This window comes from Paenibacillus aurantius (assembly GCF_032268605.1).
Taxonomy (GTDB): domain Bacteria; phylum Bacillota; class Bacilli; order Paenibacillales; family NBRC-103111; genus Paenibacillus_AO; species Paenibacillus_AO aurantius.
This window is the reverse complement of the sequence record NZ_CP130318.1, coordinates 5,420,547-5,436,895: the sequence shown is the minus strand read 5'-3', so window position 1 is coordinate 5,436,895 and position 16,349 is coordinate 5,420,547. Positions and strand designations below refer to the sequence as shown.

At 59.5% G+C, this 16,349-nt stretch carries 13 protein-coding genes and 2 other annotated features; of the genes, 11 read left to right on the top strand and 2 right to left on the bottom strand.

All coding sequences use genetic code 11. The annotated features are described in order from the left end of the window. Positions 1-200 precede the first annotated feature (200 nt). A complete protein-coding gene (locus tag MJA45_RS24525) occupies positions 201-5,279 on the top strand; it encodes an Ig-like domain-containing protein (RefSeq protein ID WP_315604524.1) in 5,079 nt (1,692 codons plus the stop codon). Between the two features lie 166 nt (positions 5,280-5,445). Here MJA45_RS24525 and MJA45_RS24520 read toward each other — a convergent pair whose 3' ends face one another. Continuing rightward, positions 5,446-6,057 (bottom strand): HD domain-containing protein, encoded by a 612-nt coding sequence (locus tag MJA45_RS24520; RefSeq protein WP_315604523.1) that lies wholly within the window; start codon positions 6,055-6,057, stop codon positions 5,446-5,448. A 246-nt stretch (positions 6,058-6,303) separates the two neighbouring features. Between MJA45_RS24520 and MJA45_RS24515 the strand changes: the two genes are divergently transcribed. From MJA45_RS24515 to MJA45_RS24505, 3 genes are read left to right on the top strand one after another with little or no spacing between them, the layout of a single operon-like run. Next, on the top strand, positions 6,304-6,714 hold the full coding sequence (locus MJA45_RS24515) for a thiol-disulfide oxidoreductase DCC family protein (protein ID WP_315604522.1): 411 nt from the start codon (positions 6,304-6,306) through the stop codon (positions 6,712-6,714). 26 nt (positions 6,715-6,740) lie between these two features. Beyond that, positions 6,741-7,901, top strand: a complete 1,161-nt coding sequence (locus MJA45_RS24510; RefSeq protein ID WP_315604521.1) for a DoxX-like family protein — start codon at positions 6,741-6,743, stop codon at positions 7,899-7,901. Positions 7,902-7,929: 28 nt separating this feature from the next. Beyond that, positions 7,930-8,610 (top strand): DUF4166 domain-containing protein, encoded by a 681-nt coding sequence (locus tag MJA45_RS24505; protein ID WP_315604520.1) that lies wholly within the window; start codon positions 7,930-7,932, stop codon positions 8,608-8,610. A 120-nt stretch (positions 8,611-8,730) separates the two neighbouring features. Here the strand turns inward: MJA45_RS24505 and MJA45_RS24500 are convergent, their stop codons facing one another. After that, positions 8,731-9,477: a class I SAM-dependent methyltransferase gene (locus MJA45_RS24500; RefSeq protein WP_315604519.1), complete on the bottom strand. Its 747-nt coding sequence runs from the start codon at positions 9,475-9,477 to the stop codon at positions 8,731-8,733. A 218-nt stretch (positions 9,478-9,695) separates the two neighbouring features. Here MJA45_RS24500 and mscL point away from each other — a divergent pair, with 218 nt between their 5' ends. From mscL to asd, 7 genes are all read left to right on the top strand, one after another. Further along, complete coding sequence (gene mscL, locus MJA45_RS24495) at positions 9,696-10,097, top strand: large conductance mechanosensitive channel protein MscL (protein WP_315604518.1); 402 nt, start codon at positions 9,696-9,698, stop codon at positions 10,095-10,097. 195 nt (positions 10,098-10,292) lie between these two features. Further along, positions 10,293-11,102 (top strand): polysaccharide deacetylase family protein, encoded by an 810-nt coding sequence (locus MJA45_RS24490; RefSeq protein WP_315604517.1) that lies wholly within the window; start codon positions 10,293-10,295, stop codon positions 11,100-11,102. A gap of 96 nt (positions 11,103-11,198) precedes the next feature. Beyond that, positions 11,199-11,471 (top strand): hypothetical protein, encoded by a 273-nt coding sequence (locus MJA45_RS24485; protein WP_315604516.1) that lies wholly within the window; start codon positions 11,199-11,201, stop codon positions 11,469-11,471. 70 nt (positions 11,472-11,541) lie between these two features. Further along, positions 11,542-11,682, top strand: coding sequence for a hypothetical protein (locus MJA45_RS24480; protein WP_315604515.1), 141 nt, complete (start codon positions 11,542-11,544; stop codon positions 11,680-11,682). Between the two features lie 26 nt (positions 11,683-11,708). Continuing rightward, entirely contained in the window at positions 11,709-12,044 is a 336-nt protein-coding gene (locus MJA45_RS24475) for an HIT domain-containing protein (RefSeq protein ID WP_315604514.1), read from the top strand. Between the two features lie 119 nt (positions 12,045-12,163). Further along, positions 12,164-12,416 (top strand) — a binding site (T-box leader). 200 nt (positions 12,417-12,616) lie between these two features. Next, positions 12,617-14,485, top strand: coding sequence for an arginine--tRNA ligase (locus MJA45_RS24470; RefSeq protein WP_315604513.1), 1,869 nt, complete (start codon positions 12,617-12,619; stop codon positions 14,483-14,485). 307 nt (positions 14,486-14,792) lie between these two features. Then, positions 14,793-15,056: a binding site (T-box leader), on the top strand. A 206-nt stretch (positions 15,057-15,262) separates the two neighbouring features. Next, the gene (gene asd, locus MJA45_RS24465; protein WP_315604512.1) at positions 15,263-16,348 is read left to right on the top strand and encodes an aspartate-semialdehyde dehydrogenase; all 1,086 of its coding nucleotides are present in this window, start codon (positions 15,263-15,265) and stop codon (positions 16,346-16,348) included. The last annotated feature ends 1 nt before the right edge of the window (position 16,349 follow it).

Here is a 16,349-nt window from a genome sequence, read left to right as displayed (position 1 = left end):
GGGTAGAGAAGGCCGTTCCGCGCCATCCACCGCGCGGCCGTTGGCGAAAGGAGGGATATGGTTACAGACTACCACTTGAATCGCAAGGAAGATCAGAAGAGTGAGGAAGCCATTAAGGGGTCAAGCCGTACCGATTAAAGGAAAATGAGGTGAACTTGTTGAAAAATCATGCCTGCTTACGTTGGATAGTAAGCGCATTCATGGCAAGTGTTCTTTTGCTGGCGCAGCTGGTCCCGATGACCGCCCCCGTGGCGCGTGCCGAAACCGGGGATATCCTCACCGAGACGTTCGACGCCTATCCCACGGGCCAAAGCCCTCCCGGCTGGACGGTGCCTAAGCCCCCCGCCGCCGTTTCCCCCGCCCCTTCCCCGTATATCGTGAAAGCCACGGTGGAGGAGCTGTCCGGCACACCGGGCAAGGTTCTGGAAATGCAGAAGAACGGGAAGTCCACCGCTTCCTACAATATCAGCAAAGCAGTCGCCGGCACGACCTCCAAGCTGGCGATGTCTTACCGGGTCCGGGCGGAGCAGACCGATGCGGTGATTTATTTGCCGACGCCGCAGAGCGGAAGCACCTCGCTCTTGAAATTCAGCCTGAACAACGGCCAGTTCACTTACATGAAGAAGGGAACCACCTCCTGGACGCCGATCCAACCTTATACCGCCGGAATGTGGTATGAGGTCCGCCTGATGCTGGATACGGACCAGGACACTTTCAGCTTGTCCATTAACGGGGAACCGAAGGTATCCGGAGAGCCGATGGAAGCAGGCGGGAACGTTTCGTCCTTCTACCTGGGCATCTATAAGGACAGCATCGGAGCGGCCTTCTTCGATGAGTTCCGGATGAGCTCTTACAAGCCCGCCGTCTCAGTCCAGTTCGAGCAGCCCTCCTATGACATCGCCGCCGGCTCCGGCCTGGCGCTTCCCTTGATTTTCGACCCGGCCGATGCAACGGACCAGAGTGCCGTTTGGTCTTCGGACCAGCCCGGCATTGCGTCCGTCACCGGCAATGGACGGGTGACCGGGCTGGCACCGGGGCGAGCGACGATTACGGCCAAGCCGAACGAAGCCATTCCGTCCGCGAGCGTAACGGTGAATGTTTACGAGGTTCCGGTTAGCGGCATCTCGGTCATTCCGTCCTCAGCTAACGTCCCGGTCGGTTCGAGAACGCTGTTGAAGGCGGTGGTCACCCCCGACAATAGCACAGATACGACCGTGAAATGGGAAAGTGCCGATCCCTCGGTAGCAACAGTAGACGAATTCGGTGAAGTGACGGGCATCTATCCGGGAACGGCTGTGGTCTATGCCTCCACTCCCGACGGCAAGGTTCGCGGAGAAGCGGCGGTAACCGTGGTCAGCCGCGGCATCCAGCAGCAGCTTTACGTTTCGCCGGCGGGAGACGACTCCAATCCCGGGACCGAACAGGCCCCTTTCCGCACCGTGGCGAAGGCCCAGGAAGCAGTTAGAGCGCTGAGCGCTGCGATGAAGGGAGACATCGTCGTCAACCTGCGGGCGGGAACGTATACGCTGGACCGTGCCCTGACGTTCGGACCGGGGGACTCCGGCCGGAACGGATTTTTCGTCACTTACCGCAGCTACCCGGGCGAGAAAGCGGTGATCAGCGGCGGACAGACCATCCGGGGCTGGGAGCCCCATAACGAAGCCCGAACGGTGTATCAAGCCTATGTGGGGCATGACCTGCAGACGAGACAGCTCTTCGTGGATGGAGTCCGCGCCGTAAGGGCAAGAAGCGAATCCGGATTGACCAATCCGGTGAAGACGGCAGCCGGGTATACCTCGGACGATCCCGCTCTCGCCGGGTTCCGCAACGTCGAAGACCTCGAATTCGTCTTCGAGGATGCCTGGACCAACTCCCGGGCGGGCGTCCAATCCATAACGGCGGACAGCGGCAAGGCGCAGATTACGTTGGACCCCGAGGCCTGGACGGCCATTTCCAACCGGGGACAGACCTCCGCAACCATTCCCGTGTATTACGAGAACGCCTACGAGCTCCTCGATCAGCCGGGGGAATGGTATTACGACCGGACGGCCGGTATGCTTTACTACATGCCGCGCGCCTGGGAGAATCTGTCGACGGCATCCGTCGTAGCCCCTGTCCTCGAACGGCTGATGGACATTCAAGGCGCTTCGGTTGACGAGCCGGTCCGCAATCTGCAGTTCGAGGGCCTGGAATTCACTTATACGACCTGGATGAGGCCGAGCACGCCGGCCGGGCATTCCGACGCGCAGAACAATCATTTGCGCTATCCGGGTACCCGGGATACGCTGCCGGACGCGGCCATCATGCTTCAGCTGGCGAACACGGTGAATTTTGAGCGCAATACGTTCACCAAGCTTGGAATAACCGGGATCCGGATGGATAACGGGGTCCAGAACAGCTTGATCGAAGGCAATCATTTCTATGATATTTCGGGCGGCGCCGTTACCGTGGGCCAGCCTTACTCCAGCGATCCCGAGGTGTACCACCCCGCCGATCCGCGCAAGATCATGAAGAACAACGACGTCACCAACAACCTCATTCATGATATCGGGGCGGACTACAAATCGGCGTCGGCCATTTCGGCCGGGTTTCCGGTCGATATGGATATCCGGCACAATGAAATTTTCTCCATTCCCTACAGTGGCACGCATATCGGGTACGGCTGGGATGCGAAGTTCGATCCCGTCACCCGCAACGTTCATATCGAGGATAACCTGATCTATGACCTGCTCGGCAAGGGACTGAGAGACGGCGGAGCCGTTTACAGCCTCGGAACAACCGGAGCTTCCGTTCAGGACCCCAACGTCGTGTCGGGCAACTACATCCGCAACCAAATGAACGACAGTGCCGTGCTGTACGCCGACCAGGGCTCCGCGTTCTGGAAATACGAGCGTAACGTGATCGACTTGAAAAACACGCCGCCGTGGCACGGAGCCCAAAGGTGGGCCCAAGTATGGCTGCCGACCATTCACGATCAATTCTTCAACCAGAACTATACGACGCAGCCGTATTATGTTAACAACGGGACGAATGCCATCTTCGAGAATACGCATGTCGTGCCGGATGCGAATTGGCCGGAAGAAGCGCTTGCCGTCATCCGCAACTCGGGGCTTCAGACGCCCTTCCGCGATGTGGCGGAGGGAATCATTCCGCGGTTGTCCGCCGATCCGGTTAATCTCAAATCAGGGTCGGCCGAAACGATTTCCATCCACAGCCGGGGAGGCAAGGATGAGACGCTGGACCTGGGTGCAAGCCGGGTGTACTATGCTTCGCGCCAGCCGGAGATCGCCGCTGTGGATGGGCAGGGCCGCGTCACCGGAATCAGCCGGGGGAGCACCAAGGTGGACATCAGCATCCTGAACGGCACCATGCTGAGAACGGTCACCATCGACGTGTATGTAGACGATGAGCTGTCGGAGGTCCGGCTCGAAGGGGAGGCTACCCATGTCCGGTATGGGGCTCCGGGAGAGGAGAGGGAACTGAAGGCCCTGGGCCATACTCTTTTCGGCAATGAGGTTCCCCTGGACCGAACGGAATTCCTGTCTAGCAGCCCCGAGGTGGCCACGGTCACCGAGGATGGACGGCTTACCGCCCATCAAGCGGGTACGGCAGTCCTCACGATAAAAGGGGACTACGCCCATACCTCGGCTTCCGGTTATTACCTGTACAAGGTCGTGGATTCCGCCACGGCCGACGATTACAAGCTGCGATCCGAGATCGACCGGGAGGATTCCTGGGCCATTAACGGAACGGAGAGCGGAAGCATCCGGGCGGGAGCCGGCAGCCTGACCTTGGCTACGGCCGGAGGCTATGCCGTGCAGAAGGACCGGATGTTCCTGAACGAGATGCTCGATTTCAACATGACCATCAACGGCTCGGGCAGCTGGTACGCGCTTTCGCTCGGCAACCCGAGCTCCGAGGTGAACTACTCCAACGGAAACACCTACCTCGTCGTCATCTCCGGCAGCAGCATCGAGCTCCACCGGTTTAACAGCGGCAAGCGGACCGTCATTTACGGCAATCTGGCCGGGTATCCGAGCATCGGAGGGGACGCAATCCCGAATACGATGCTTCCTTACAACGAGACCCGCCGCGTGCAGGTGGGGACGTTCCGGCAGGAGAACGGGGTACGCCTTGTCATGAAGGTGGACGGAAAGGACGTCTTCGACTTTGTCGATACCGACAAGACGAATGCCCTGTCTGAGCCCGGGTACTTAGGCTTGATCGCGAGAACCGGAAGCATCACCTTAAGCCGGATGGACGACCAGGCACCGGCCGCTGCCGGGCTTTCCCTCGATGGCTTATCAGGCATCAAGGCGGGAGAAACCCGAACGGCCGTCGTGACGGCCGTCTATGAGGACGGAACGAACGGAACGCTGTCGTCGGGGGTAACCTTCGAAAGCAGCGATTCTAAGATCGCCGAGGTCAACGGGAAGGGAGAAGTAACGGCCCATCTTCCGGGGACGGCCGTCCTGACGGCACGGTATGGGGAAGCAAAAGGCTCCTATCCCCTGACCGTACCCGATTCGGTCGCGCCCGTCACCACCGCTGACTTGAGTCCGGCGGATCCGGATGGAGCGAACGGCTGGTACGTTCATCCGGTAACGCTCCGTCTCGGGGCATCCGATGAAGGCTCCGGCGTTGCGGACACCGTGTACAGTCCGGATGGAGGCGTGACCTGGCTCCGCTATACGGGAGCCCTTACCGTGGAGGCCGGGGGAGCGTACGACTGGAGGTTTCGGTCCACGGATCGATCCGGTAACGAAGAGGAAGTCCGGACGTTTGCCATCAAGCTGGACACAGCCGGGCCGGCTATCGAAGCTTCCGGGGTCGGGCCGGATGCCGTCTATGCCGACAGCACCGACCTGGCGCTTGGGCTTCACGTAACGGATTCCGTATCCGGAGTGGAGCCGGGGAAGACCTCCGTCCTGCTGGACGGGATGCCTTACGCCCCGGATTCTCGCATTCCGCTCTACCTGCTGGAGCTCGGAAGTCACACCCTTACGATCACGGCAGAGGATAGGGCGGGAAACCGGAGCATGCTGACCATCCGGTTCCAGACGGAAGCGAGCCAGGCCTCGCTTCAGGAGCTGGTCAACCGGTTCGCAGATGATCAAGCGATCGATAATGCCGGGATCAAGAAGAGCCTGCTCGCGAAGCTGGAGCAGAAGGATTGGCAGGGCTTTCGGAAGGAGGTTCAGGCCCAGAGCGGCAAGCATATTACCAAGGAAGCCGCGGATTATTTAAGCCGTGACGCGCTCGCTCTGCTGAACGGGTAAGGAAAGAGAGAAGGACACGCTCTGGTCGAACGGGAACCGGGATTCGGGAACCGTTTGGACCAGGCGTGTCCTTTTTTAATGCCGTCAATCACTTAGGCGGGAAACCACTCGCCATGTGAATAAAGAACGGTCGGAGCCTCCATCACCAGAAGAAGCAGCCCCGTGTTCAGTTTCCGGCGGCGGCCGGCTTGCCTTCCGGAAGATAGCCCTTTTCCACGGATTCCTCGATGAGCCGCTGGGCGTACGCCCAGAGAGCCTCGGAGCCCTCGGCAATGGACGCATTGCGGCTGAGGACCATCTCAGCCGTTATTCCGAATTTTTTCCATGTGTGCCCTTGGGTGTGGTAGTTGTGCAGCAGGGGTTGAAACCGGTCCAATGCCGCGGCAAAACGGGCCTCCGGCGTCACCCGCTCCTCGAACTCGTCCCACAGCCCGCGAAGCTCCTGCGCCTGATCGGAAGGCAGCATGCCGAACAGCCGGTCGGCCGCTTTCCGCTCCCGTTCCGCCTTGTCCAGGTGCCCCGTCACATCATAGGCGAAGGTGTCGCCGGCATCGATCTCCACCAGGTCATGGATGACCAGCATCCGCATGACGCGGAACCGGTCCACTTGCGCGTCGTTGGCATGCTCGGCAAGAACCATCGCCATCGCCGCCTGGTGCCAGGAATGCTCCGCGTCATTCTCATAGCGGGAATTGTCCATCAGACGGGCCCGCCGCACCACCTGCTTCAGTTTGTCGATCTCCACCACGAATTGAATTTGCTGCGCCAGCCGATCCATCTCCGGGTTCCTCCTCTGTGTTCTTTTTCTTCAGTATAGCATCTCCCTGCTCATCGGAGGGGAAACAGGAGGACAAGAAAGGGAACGAGAGAACGGGCCCAACCGTTCTCCGTTATTCCGGGGCCGTTTTGCCGCGGGGGTTCGGACAGGGTACTATAAAAGATAGAACTTAGAAAACCCCCGCCGGACGGGTACAATGAGGAAGAACAATCCATAAAGCGGTGGCGGAGGACAGGAGGAACGGCAATGGAGAAAACGGAGAAGGCCATTCTGCTGTATGACGGTGTATGCAACCTATGCAGCTTCGTGATCCGCTTCGTGATCCCTCGCGACCGGGCGGGGAAGTTCGTTTTTGCCTCCCTGCAGTCGGAGACGGGAAGGAGGCTGCTGCTTGGAAGCGGATTGGACCCGGATGCGCTGGACACCTTCGTGATGGTCCGGGGGGAGCGCACCTACATTAAGTCCTCGGCGGCCCTCCGCGTGCTGCATGAGCTCGGGGGCGTCTGGTCCCCGGCGCTTCTCTTCCTGGCCGTGCCGCGCCCCATCCGGGACTTCGTCTACGACCGGATCGCCCGCAACCGCTACCGCTGGTTCGGCCGGACGGACAGCTGCCTTGTGCCGACGCCCGATATCCGCGAGCGTTTTATCGATTCGTAACCTTTACAGCAAGGAGGCCGGGGCTTATGGCCAAGAGCAGACCGATTTATGTAGAAATCGACATTCGGGGCGGCATGGACCGCCTGTGGGACTATACCCAGAATCCCGAGAAGCACCGGGAATGGGACCTGCGGTTTACGGACATCCGGTACCTTCCGAAGGAAAAAGAGCACGAGCCCCAGCGGTTTCGGTACGAAACCCGCATCGGCTTCGGGCTGCGCATCCGCGGAGACGGGGAGACGACAGCCGTCGTCGAGGGTCCGGGCGGAGAGCGCACCTCCGCGCTCCGCTTCGGCTCGGGGCAGGCGTTGTCCCTTATCCGGGAGGGAGCGGGGTACTGGAAGTACATCCCGCTGGCTGATCCGGAGGGGGGACATTCCGATTCCGGCGGGAAGCGGGAGAGGCCGGCGGAGGGGAGTCCATCGGGAGGAACGAGAGGAACTTCGGTTGAGGCATCTGGGTCAGCGGAAGAAACCGCCCGAACACGAGCCGATGGGGATTCGGCTGCGAGTGCTTTCGAGGGGAGCGTCTCCCCGTTAGCCGCATCCGGAGGCCCTGCGGCTCCGGTCGGGCCGGTTCAGCCGGAACCATCCCACCAGTCGCAAGGTGTCGTCCGGTTCCTCACCCGCTACGACTACCGGACGAGGTTCGGTCTGCCTGGCCGGCTGGTGGACCGGCTGCTTTTCCGCCCGCTCATGGGCTGGGCCACCGCCTGGAGCTTCGACTGCCTCCGGCTGTGGATCGAGAGGGGAATCGCCCCGGCGGTGTCGCTGCAGAGAAGCCTCATCCATTACACAGCCGTCTTCCTGCTCACGTTCCTTTGGATTTACCACGGCCTGGTGCCGAAGCTGCTTTTCACCTATACGGGGGAACGGGAACTGTTGGGCGAGCTGGGAAGCGTCTTTGCCGGGAAGGAAACGGCGGTCCTCGCAGCCGTCGGGATCGGGGAGATCCTGTTCGGCCTACTTCACTGGAGGTTTCACCGGAGCCGGCTGCTGTATTACGCGGACCTCGCCGGGCTCGTCCTGCTTCTGATCGGTGCCGCGGTAAGCAGCCCGATGGTGCTCGCGGCCCCGTTCAATCCCGTCTCGCTCAACGTGTCGATGGCGGGGCTTGCCTTGATCGCCTTGTGGACGCGGAGGGACCTGCCCTCTGCCTCCCGCTGCCGGCGAAGCCCGGGCGGCTAACCGCCCCTTAGGAAGGAGGAGAAGGTTCATGCCATCCATATACGAGCAGGCGCTCGGCTCGGACTTCCGGCGGCTGCATCCGCAGATTCAGAAAAGATTCGGCCTGCACAGCGGAGCACATACCGCCTCGATCGGACGCGGTGTGATGGAGCGGATCTGGTATGCGAAGCGTTTTGCTTTTCCTTTCCTGTACCTGGGCACGACCCGGCACATTCTGTTCCCGGAAGGGGGGCGGAACATCCCGTTCACCATACAGAATTACGCGTACACGGATACGTTCGGCCGCGAAACGGTAACGTGGATCCGCACGTACCGGTTTCCGGGCCGGGTACGCCGGTTCGACGCGACGATGATCTACAGCCGGGAACGCGGCCGGATCGTGGATTACCTCGGTACGCACCAGCATCTGGCGGTGGACATCGAGATGGAAGCCACGCCGGAGGGCGGCCTCCGGCTCCGGTCGGGTGAGCAGCGCTTCTATGAGCGCTGGCTCGGCTTCCGGTTCCCGGACAGCCTGACGGGAACGGCCGACGTGTGCGAGTGGTACGACGAGAGGGAGGAGCGCTTCCGGATCGAGGTGAACGTGAGCAATGCGCGGTTCGGCAAGATTTTTGCTTATGAGGGCTGGTTTGAAGCGGAGTTCCCGGAGGTGAAAAGGGAGCGGATCCCGATCTGCTGCCTGCCGGTGCGGGAGGAGAGGCGGGAGTAGGGGGGCTGGACGGGAGTGACCGGAAGAGTTCCGGAAGAGCCCGAAAGAGCTTCGAAAGAGCTTCGAAAGAGTTTCGAAAAGCTCTGAGAAAGCTCCGGAAAAGTCCCGCGCGCTTCCCGCTTATTTCCGGGCAATAATAAGGAAGCGCTTCGAGTTGGTGCGAATGCCTTTGTCTGTCCGATGCTTCGCGATGAACTCGTCCAGAATGGCGTAATCTTGCTCCCGCTTTCCGAAGTCCGGGATGATGGGGGTGTTTTCCAGCAGGAAAAGAAGGTCCTCGCGGGCTCCATAATACTCCGTCGCGTCATAGTCGAAGGACTGAACCTCGGTAAAACCGGCCTCCTCCACTTCCCGGAGATACCTGTTCTTCAAGGTCCCGTCTTCCTCCGTTCCCCGCCCTCTTCCGAATACTTCCACAAGGTTGCGTTTATCTCCCTCGCTCACCTGCTGCGTGAGAAACCAGCCCCCCGGGGCCAGCACCCTCGCGGTTTCCCGGGCGGAGAAGGGCGCTTGGCGGCAGGATGCCACCTGGAAAAAGCCCGGCGGGAACTCAAGCCTGCCGGCGTCCATCTGCAGCAGGCGCACGTTGGGCTTGCCGGAGCGGGCCAGGTTCGCCTGGGCCGTTTCGATCATGCCGGGCGACCGGTCGATCCCCACCAGCAGCAGAGCCGCGTGGGCGAGGGCCAACAGCTTCTCGCCGCCTCCCGTACCGATATCGAGCAGGAGGTCGGACGGGCGGCACTTCCGGGCCACCTCCTCATAGAAGTCCCACCCTTCCCCTTCGGTCACGCAGGTGATTCGGCTGAAATCCCATCCGTTGGTCTTCCCGACCTCCTGATAGAAGCGGGCATCTTCTTTCTCGTTCATCCGTGCTCATCCCTTTCCAATGTTTACCTATCGTAAGATTCCCCCCAGTATAGGGGGAGAGGGTCTCGTTGACAAGGGAGAGTTTGGGTCCCGTAGGTCTTGAACCAGCCTCCCCTCCATCGGAAAAGGGATTTATCTTGCCTGCCTACCGGGAATGGAGTATTTTAGAAGAGGATTGTTTATCAGGCATCACTTATAACCAGGGAGGCATAACCGGGATGTGGAAAGAATTTAAGGCATTCGCCATGAAGGGCAATATCATGGATCTGGCCATTGGGGTTATCATCGGCGGCGCGTTCGGCAAAATCGTCACCTCGCTCGTCAACGACATTCTGACGCCGATTCTCGGACTGCTGCTGGGCGGGCTCGATTTCTCGGCCATGTCTTTTACCTACGGCGAAACTGTCATCAAATACGGGGCGTTCCTGCAGACGGTGATCGACTTCTTCATCGTGGCGTTCTCCATCTTCTTCGTGATCAAGGCCTTGAGCCGGTTCCGGCGCAAGGAAGATAAGAAAGAGGAGAAGCGCGAGGTGCCGGCGCCGTCCAACGAGGAGAGGCTGCTGTCTGAGATCCGCGATCTTCTTAAGCAGGAAAGGGAGCAGAGAGACACTCCTTAATTGCACATTTCAAAGGTAAAAGCGTTCGCCTAACGAGGGCCACGTCATTAAGATAAGATTAAACTTAATGACATGGCCCATCAGGGAACGCTTTTTTTGTTTGGCTGTACGGAGACATGGCGGGCGGTCGAGAATACATGATTTCCCAGCCGGGAAGCAAACTAAACCTCACTCTACCCGTGAGGAGGAAAGAAGATGAGAGCGTGGCTTCTGGGAATTGTCCTGCTGCTGGGAGGCGTAGTGGGGAGTCGGGTTCCGGCCCAAGCCGGCGGGGAAAAAGAGGCGGCACCGGCGTACCGCGAGCACGAGGCCCGGCAGTCCCTCCCTTCCGGAGATCCGGTGACTTCCGTGCCTATTCTGCTCTATCACCGGATTGCGGAGGATGCCGGAGATCCGCTGAAGGTGCCTCCCGCCCATTTTGCCGAAGAGATGGCTTTCCTGAAGGAGGAGGGCTACCATTCGCTTTCCTTTCGTGAGCTGGAGGAAGCGTGGAACGGCGGCCGCCCGCTGCCCCCGAAGCCGGTCATTCTGACGTTCGACGACGGCTATGAAGATAATTACAGCGCCGCTTACCCGGTCCTGAAGCAGACGGGCATGCGGGCTACCATATTTGCCGTAACCGGCAGCATCGGGAAGCCGGGTCGTCTTACCTGGGACCAGCTTCGCCGTATGGAGGCGTCCGGGTTCGTCGACACCCAGTCGCACACGGTGACGCATCCCGACCTGACCAAGCTTACCGGAGAAGAGAGGCTTCGGGAGCTGACCAGCTCCCGTGAAGCCATCCTGCGCCGCTTGGGTCATCCGGCCGACGTGCTGGCGTATCCCTACGGCTTCTATGACCGGCCGACCCTCAGGGCCTCCCGCCAAGCCGGCTACCGGCTGGCCGTTACAACAGAGCCCGGCCCAGCCTCTCCCGAACAGGGCCGGCTGGCGCTGCACCGGATCGTCATCACCGGGGACATGAGTCTGGATTCGTTCCAAGCGGCTCTCCAATCGCGGTCGTGAGGATTTCGGGCAGGGCCGATGGGGACCAAGGCCCGGTTCCCTTTTATCTTCATAAAATGCTATAATATGGATATTCCAGCAAGGAGGTCGATGATGATGATGCCTTCTTACAATCCTTATCAAGACAAAAGCCTTCACCTTACCATACGTTCCGGTCCCCCTCTTTCCCCTGAGGAAAGGACTCCATTCAACGATGTGATCCGGCATGCGGATATTGTATCGGGGTTTCGCCACCCCAAGCTTGGCAGCCAGCTCCCCTCATGGCTTCAAAGTCCTTACCGCGTGGTTGCCGCAGTATCCGTTCTCCTCTTTGCAGGAGGTCTGGTGTATGGCCTGATTCAGAATCTGGCGGACGCCGCGGGGAAGTAGCTAACTTGTTTGGACAGCCGGCTGCAGAGGAGCCGGTTTTTCTTTTGCTTGAGGAGCGGGAGGGTTTGCGGTGAGTGCGTTTTCCAAAATCGGATTTTTCCTGGTTGTCCTTTGGCTGATTTTTCTTCTATATGGCTTCACCGCCTATGATCCCATTGAAGATGATGCAAAACTGGCGTTAACTGTCTTTGTCATGGGGGCAGGTATTTGAAAAATCGATCATAGGAGAGATGGATCATGACCGAGGATTTTTATTGCGAAGAGGTATTGAGCGGCCGGACACCGGTCCGCAAGGTGCTGGAAACGCCGAATGTGCTGGCCTACCACCATACCCGGCCCTTCTATCCGGTTCATGTCGTCGTTATCCCGAAGAAGCACATCTCCTCTCTGCTTACCCTGGAGGAAGAGGACAACGAGCTGCTGCTGGAGCTGATGAATACAGTGAAAAAGGCAGCCGCTCAAGTAACGGAGGAGCACGGCGCCTGCCGGGTCATTACCAACCTGGGCCGTTACCAGGACTCCAAGCATCTCCACTTTCACGTGGTGTCCGGCGTGCCTTTGGTTAAGGACTGAGTGAGGAGCACCAACGGACGGGGCAGCACGGATGACCGTCATTAGCCTATTGGGCGGGCTTGACATTTCCCCTTGTTTCCGGTATGACTATAGAAATACGTTTCGCCCAATCGAATAACCGAACATGAATGAATGGGACAGTAGACCCTAACGAACAGGCCAAGCGAGCCGGGATTGGTGAAAGCCGGTACGTTGGTTGGGGTTGAAGCGGACCCAGGAGATGGTCGGCCGAACACGGCTCCCGGGCAAGATGGCGGAGCTCGACAGTAGGCCGGTCCGGTCAAGGACCGTTAAAGAAATCGAGTGGCGGGCTGCCAGGCAGCGCCGCACGTAGAGTGGTACCACGGGAAGCTATGAGCTCTCGTCTCTTTTTGGAGACGGGGGCTTTTTTGCGTATCCGGGAACATGGGGTGGACCATCGTTGTCATGCAGCGCTAAACATTGCGTGTGCCGGGAGCTGCACGCGATGCTAGGAATCCCGCTGGGGCCGGTCCACGCGTCCGTCGCCGAAGTCCCATCAACGGGAAAACCTCGCTTTACGCGGGCATTTTAAATCAAACGGAGGAGTAACCATGATTCATCAGTCATTGAGAGCCGCTCTGGAAGGGATCGCAGAGCAGCTATTGCAGGAGGCGGGGCAGGCGATGCCCTCGGATCTCGGCTTCGTCGTGGAGCATCCGGTAAGCGGGCAGCATGGGGAATACAGCACCAATCTGGCCATGAAGCTCGCCCGGCATTTAAAGAAAAACCCGATGCTCCTCGCGGAGGAAATCCGCACCCGGCTGGCCGCACAGGAGTTATTACAGCCGTGGGTTCAGCGGACCGAGGCCGCCGCGCCGGGCTTCGTGAACGTGTATATCCACTGGGAGCGGTGGATGGCGGCCTTCGAAGAGCCGCCTGCCGAAAAGCCGAATCACCGGAAGGTGCTCATCGAGCACACGTCGATCAACCCGAACAAAGCGGCGCATATCGGGCATCTGCGCAATTCCTGCATCGGGGATACGCTTGCCCGGATGCTGAGGAGCAAGGGGCACCTTGTCGAGGTGCACAATTACATCGACGACCTCGGCAACCAGCTTGCGGATACCGTGGTGGGGCTCCTGCAGACTTCGGTTCAAGGCGAGTACTCACGGTTCGGGGATTTTTGCTGGGACGTGTATGCGGACATCAACCGTCAATACCGCGAACAGCCCGAGTTGGAGCAGAAGAGAGCCCAGGTGCTGCACGAGCTGGAGGAAGGGGGCAACCGCACCGCCTGGCTGGGGCTTCTGACGGCGGAGCGGATCGTCCAGGACCATCTGGAGGATATGCGCGCGTTCGGTATTGATTACGATGTGCTGGTGTGGGAGAGCGCCATCGTACGGGAGGGGTTCTGGGAAGAGACCTTCCGGATGCTGCAAACCACGAGCCACTTCCGCCAAGAGACGGAGGGGAAGCTGGCCGGGTGCTGGGTGCTGAAGCCGAAGGAGGGCGAGGGCCCGTCTGCGGAGGAGAGCGAATTCCAGACGGATAAGGTCCTCGTCCGCTCGAACGGCATTCTCACCTACACGGCCAAGGATATTGCCTACCACCTATGGAAATTCGGGCTGCTGCCGAAAACGTTCCGCTACCGGCCGTTCGCGGAGGATGTTTGGTCCACGGACCGGCAGGGAGAGGAGCAGGATTTTGGCCGCGCGGAGGTGGTCGTCAACGTGATCGACCATCGCCAGGAGTATCCGCAGCAGATGGTGAAGCAAGCGCTGCAAGCGCTTGGCTACAGGGAGCAGGCCGGCGAGCTGCACCATGTCGGCTACGGAGTCGTCTCGTTAAGCCGGGCCACGGCACAGCTTCTCGGGGTGGACACGGCGGATGGCAAAGCCTCCTACCCCATGTCGGGCCGGCAGGGCATCGGCATCAAGGTGGCGGATCTCGTGGCCCGCATGGAGTCCGTCATTGACGCGAAACGGCCCCAGTCCGAAGGGCTCGACAGCCGGACGATCGCCGCCGCGGCGATCCGCTACTACCTGCTCAAGTTCCACCTGCAGACGGAGGTGGTGTTCGACCTGGAACAGGCCACGGAGGTGACCGGCAACACCGGGGTGTACCTGATGTACTCCTACGCGCGGGCCTGCTCGCTGTTGGACAAAGCGGGGCAGAATCTTCCTTCCCAAGGGGGGGAACTGCCTGCCGAAGGGCTTTCCCCAGAGGAGCACGCTCTCATGAAGCACCTGCTCTACTGGAGAGAGACGATGGAGCTGGCGGTGAAAGAGCTGTCCCCGAACCTCCTCTGCACGTACGCTTATGAGCTCGCCATGCTGTACAACCAATTTTATGGAGCCTGCCCGATCCTCAAGGCGGAGGAGAACGTGAAAAGGTTCCGCCTCTGGCTGACCGCCCAATACCGGGGCACGCTGTACGAAGTACTGAGTATTCTGGGTCTCCCGGCTCCTAGCCGGATGTAAGGGCGGCTGTTTTTGGAGGGAGCCAGAGGAGATGGCCGTCTAAGAGCGAGAGCTATAAAGTCGGATCTTCCAATGGGGCTTCCCCATTTCATGGCATCTAGCATAATTTTCCAGATCCTTTCAGGTAGTCTATTGGGAATGGTGCTTATGTTCCTGTATACCTCTCTTTATATGGAGTTCATTTGGGAAAAATAAGCTCCTGCAAGCAATCCCCCAAAATGGGCGCGGGAAGCGGCGGAAATCCAACGTTTTTTCCCGAAATGGTCTTTACCTGGAAGCCGTAATCTGATAATATAATCGCAACTATTTAAATGCGATGACGAGATGAGTAAACGAAAGCAAGGCTTTCCCAGAGAGCTCCGGCCGGTGAAAAGGAGCATAGCCCCCTTCGTTGAATAAAGCCTCTGAGCAGCTTACCGGAACCTCATGACGAGGGGGTGGTGAGCCAGGAGCTCCTGTTACAGAGCTAGGGTATATGCGCTGCGGGTCAGTGCCGTACTTGAAGAGGCGGATATGGCGACATATCGGCGAACCTGGGGTGGTACCACGAGCATACAATCTCGTCCCTGAGACCAATGATGTCTTGGGGGTGGGATTTTTTTATTCGGACGGAGACAGGCCGATCACAAGGTCTTATCCGTCAGCAGGTTATTGCCCGAAAAGCTGGCGGCTGGCGGTTGCGCGCTGCGGGCAAGAGGGAGATGGAACGGCCTGCTCGGCTGCAGCACTATACTAACAAGAGAAGCACCCATAGAAAGGGAAGGAAGGAATCTAACCATGACAGCTAAATTGAAGGTTGGGATTGTCGGAGGAACGGGAATGGTGGGCCAGCGGTTCGTGCAGCTGCTGGACCAGCATCCGTGGTTTGAAGTCACCGCGATTGCGGCAAGTGCCGGTTCGGCGGGCAAAACGTATGAGGAATCGGTGAAGAGCCGCTGGAAGCTGGCGACTCCTATTCCCGAAGCGGTTAAGGGCATCGTCGTTCAGGACGCTTCCAAGGTGGAAGAAGTGGCGTCGGGCGTGGATTTCGTGTTCTGCGCCGTCGACATGAAGAAGGAAGAGATCAAAGCGCTGGAGGAGGCCTATGCCCGGACGGGAACGCCGGTCGTCTCGAACAACTCCGCCCACCGATGGACGCCGGACGTTCCGATGGTGATTCCGGAGATCAACCCGGAGCACCTCGAGGTTATTGCCGCCCAGCGCAAGCGCCTTGGCACGTCGACGGGCTTTATCGCCGTTAAGCCGAACTGCTCCATCCAGAGCTATGTGCCGGCGCTGCACGCCCTGCTGGATTACAAGCCGACGCAGGTGGTGGCTTCGACGTACCAGGCGATCTCGGGAGCCGGGAAGAATTTTACTGATTGGCCCGACATGCTGGATAACGTCATTCCGTACATCGGAGGCGAAGAGGAAAAAAGCGAGCAGGAGCCGCTTCGCATCTGGGGAAGTGTCGACCAGGATGAGATTGTAAAAGCAAGCGCGCCGCACATCACAACGCAGTGCATCCGCGTTCCGGTAACGGACGGCCACTTAGCGACCGTCTTCGTTTCGTTCGAAAATAAGCCATCGAAGGACGAAATCCTCGCCCGCTGGAAGCAGTTCCAGGGACGGCCGCAGGAGCTCGGTCTGCCAAGCGCGCCAAAGCAGTTCATCACCTATTTCGAAGAAGAGAACCGGCCCCAAACGAAGCTCGACCGCGACATCGAGAACGGCATGGGGGTATCGGTGGGAAGGCTCCGCGAGGACTCCCTCTATGACTTCAAATTTGTTGGATTGTCGCACAACACGCTGCGCGGCGCGGCCGGCGGCGCGGTTCTGATCGCCGAGCTGCTGAAAGCGGAAGGCTACATTCAAGCGAAGTAAG

Bases quoted from the DNA above. Each gene is read 5' to 3' on its own strand.
- MJA45_RS24525 (WP_315604524.1), top strand. From the start codon at position 201: ATGGCAAGTGTTCTTTTGCTGGCGCAGCTGGTCCCGATGACCGCCCCC.
- MJA45_RS24520 (WP_315604523.1), bottom strand. From the start codon at position 6,057: ATGGATCGGCTGGCGCAGCAAATTCAATTCGTGGTGGAGATCGACAAA.
- MJA45_RS24515 (WP_315604522.1), top strand. From the start codon at position 6,304: ATGGAGAAAACGGAGAAGGCCATTCTGCTGTATGACGGTGTATGCAAC.
- MJA45_RS24510 (WP_315604521.1), top strand. From the start codon at position 6,741: ATGGCCAAGAGCAGACCGATTTATGTAGAAATCGACATTCGGGGCGGC.
- MJA45_RS24505 (WP_315604520.1), top strand. From the start codon at position 7,930: ATGCCATCCATATACGAGCAGGCGCTCGGCTCGGACTTCCGGCGGCTG.
- MJA45_RS24500 (WP_315604519.1), bottom strand. From the start codon at position 9,477: ATGAACGAGAAAGAAGATGCCCGCTTCTATCAGGAGGTCGGGAAGACC.
- mscL (WP_315604518.1), top strand. From the start codon at position 9,696: ATGTGGAAAGAATTTAAGGCATTCGCCATGAAGGGCAATATCATGGAT.
- MJA45_RS24490 (WP_315604517.1), top strand. From the start codon at position 10,293: ATGAGAGCGTGGCTTCTGGGAATTGTCCTGCTGCTGGGAGGCGTAGTG.
- MJA45_RS24485 (WP_315604516.1), top strand. From the start codon at position 11,199: ATGATGCCTTCTTACAATCCTTATCAAGACAAAAGCCTTCACCTTACC.
- MJA45_RS24475 (WP_315604514.1), top strand. From the start codon at position 11,709: ATGACCGAGGATTTTTATTGCGAAGAGGTATTGAGCGGCCGGACACCG.
- MJA45_RS24470 (WP_315604513.1), top strand. From the start codon at position 12,617: ATGATTCATCAGTCATTGAGAGCCGCTCTGGAAGGGATCGCAGAGCAG.
- asd (WP_315604512.1), top strand. From the start codon at position 15,263: ATGACAGCTAAATTGAAGGTTGGGATTGTCGGAGGAACGGGAATGGTG.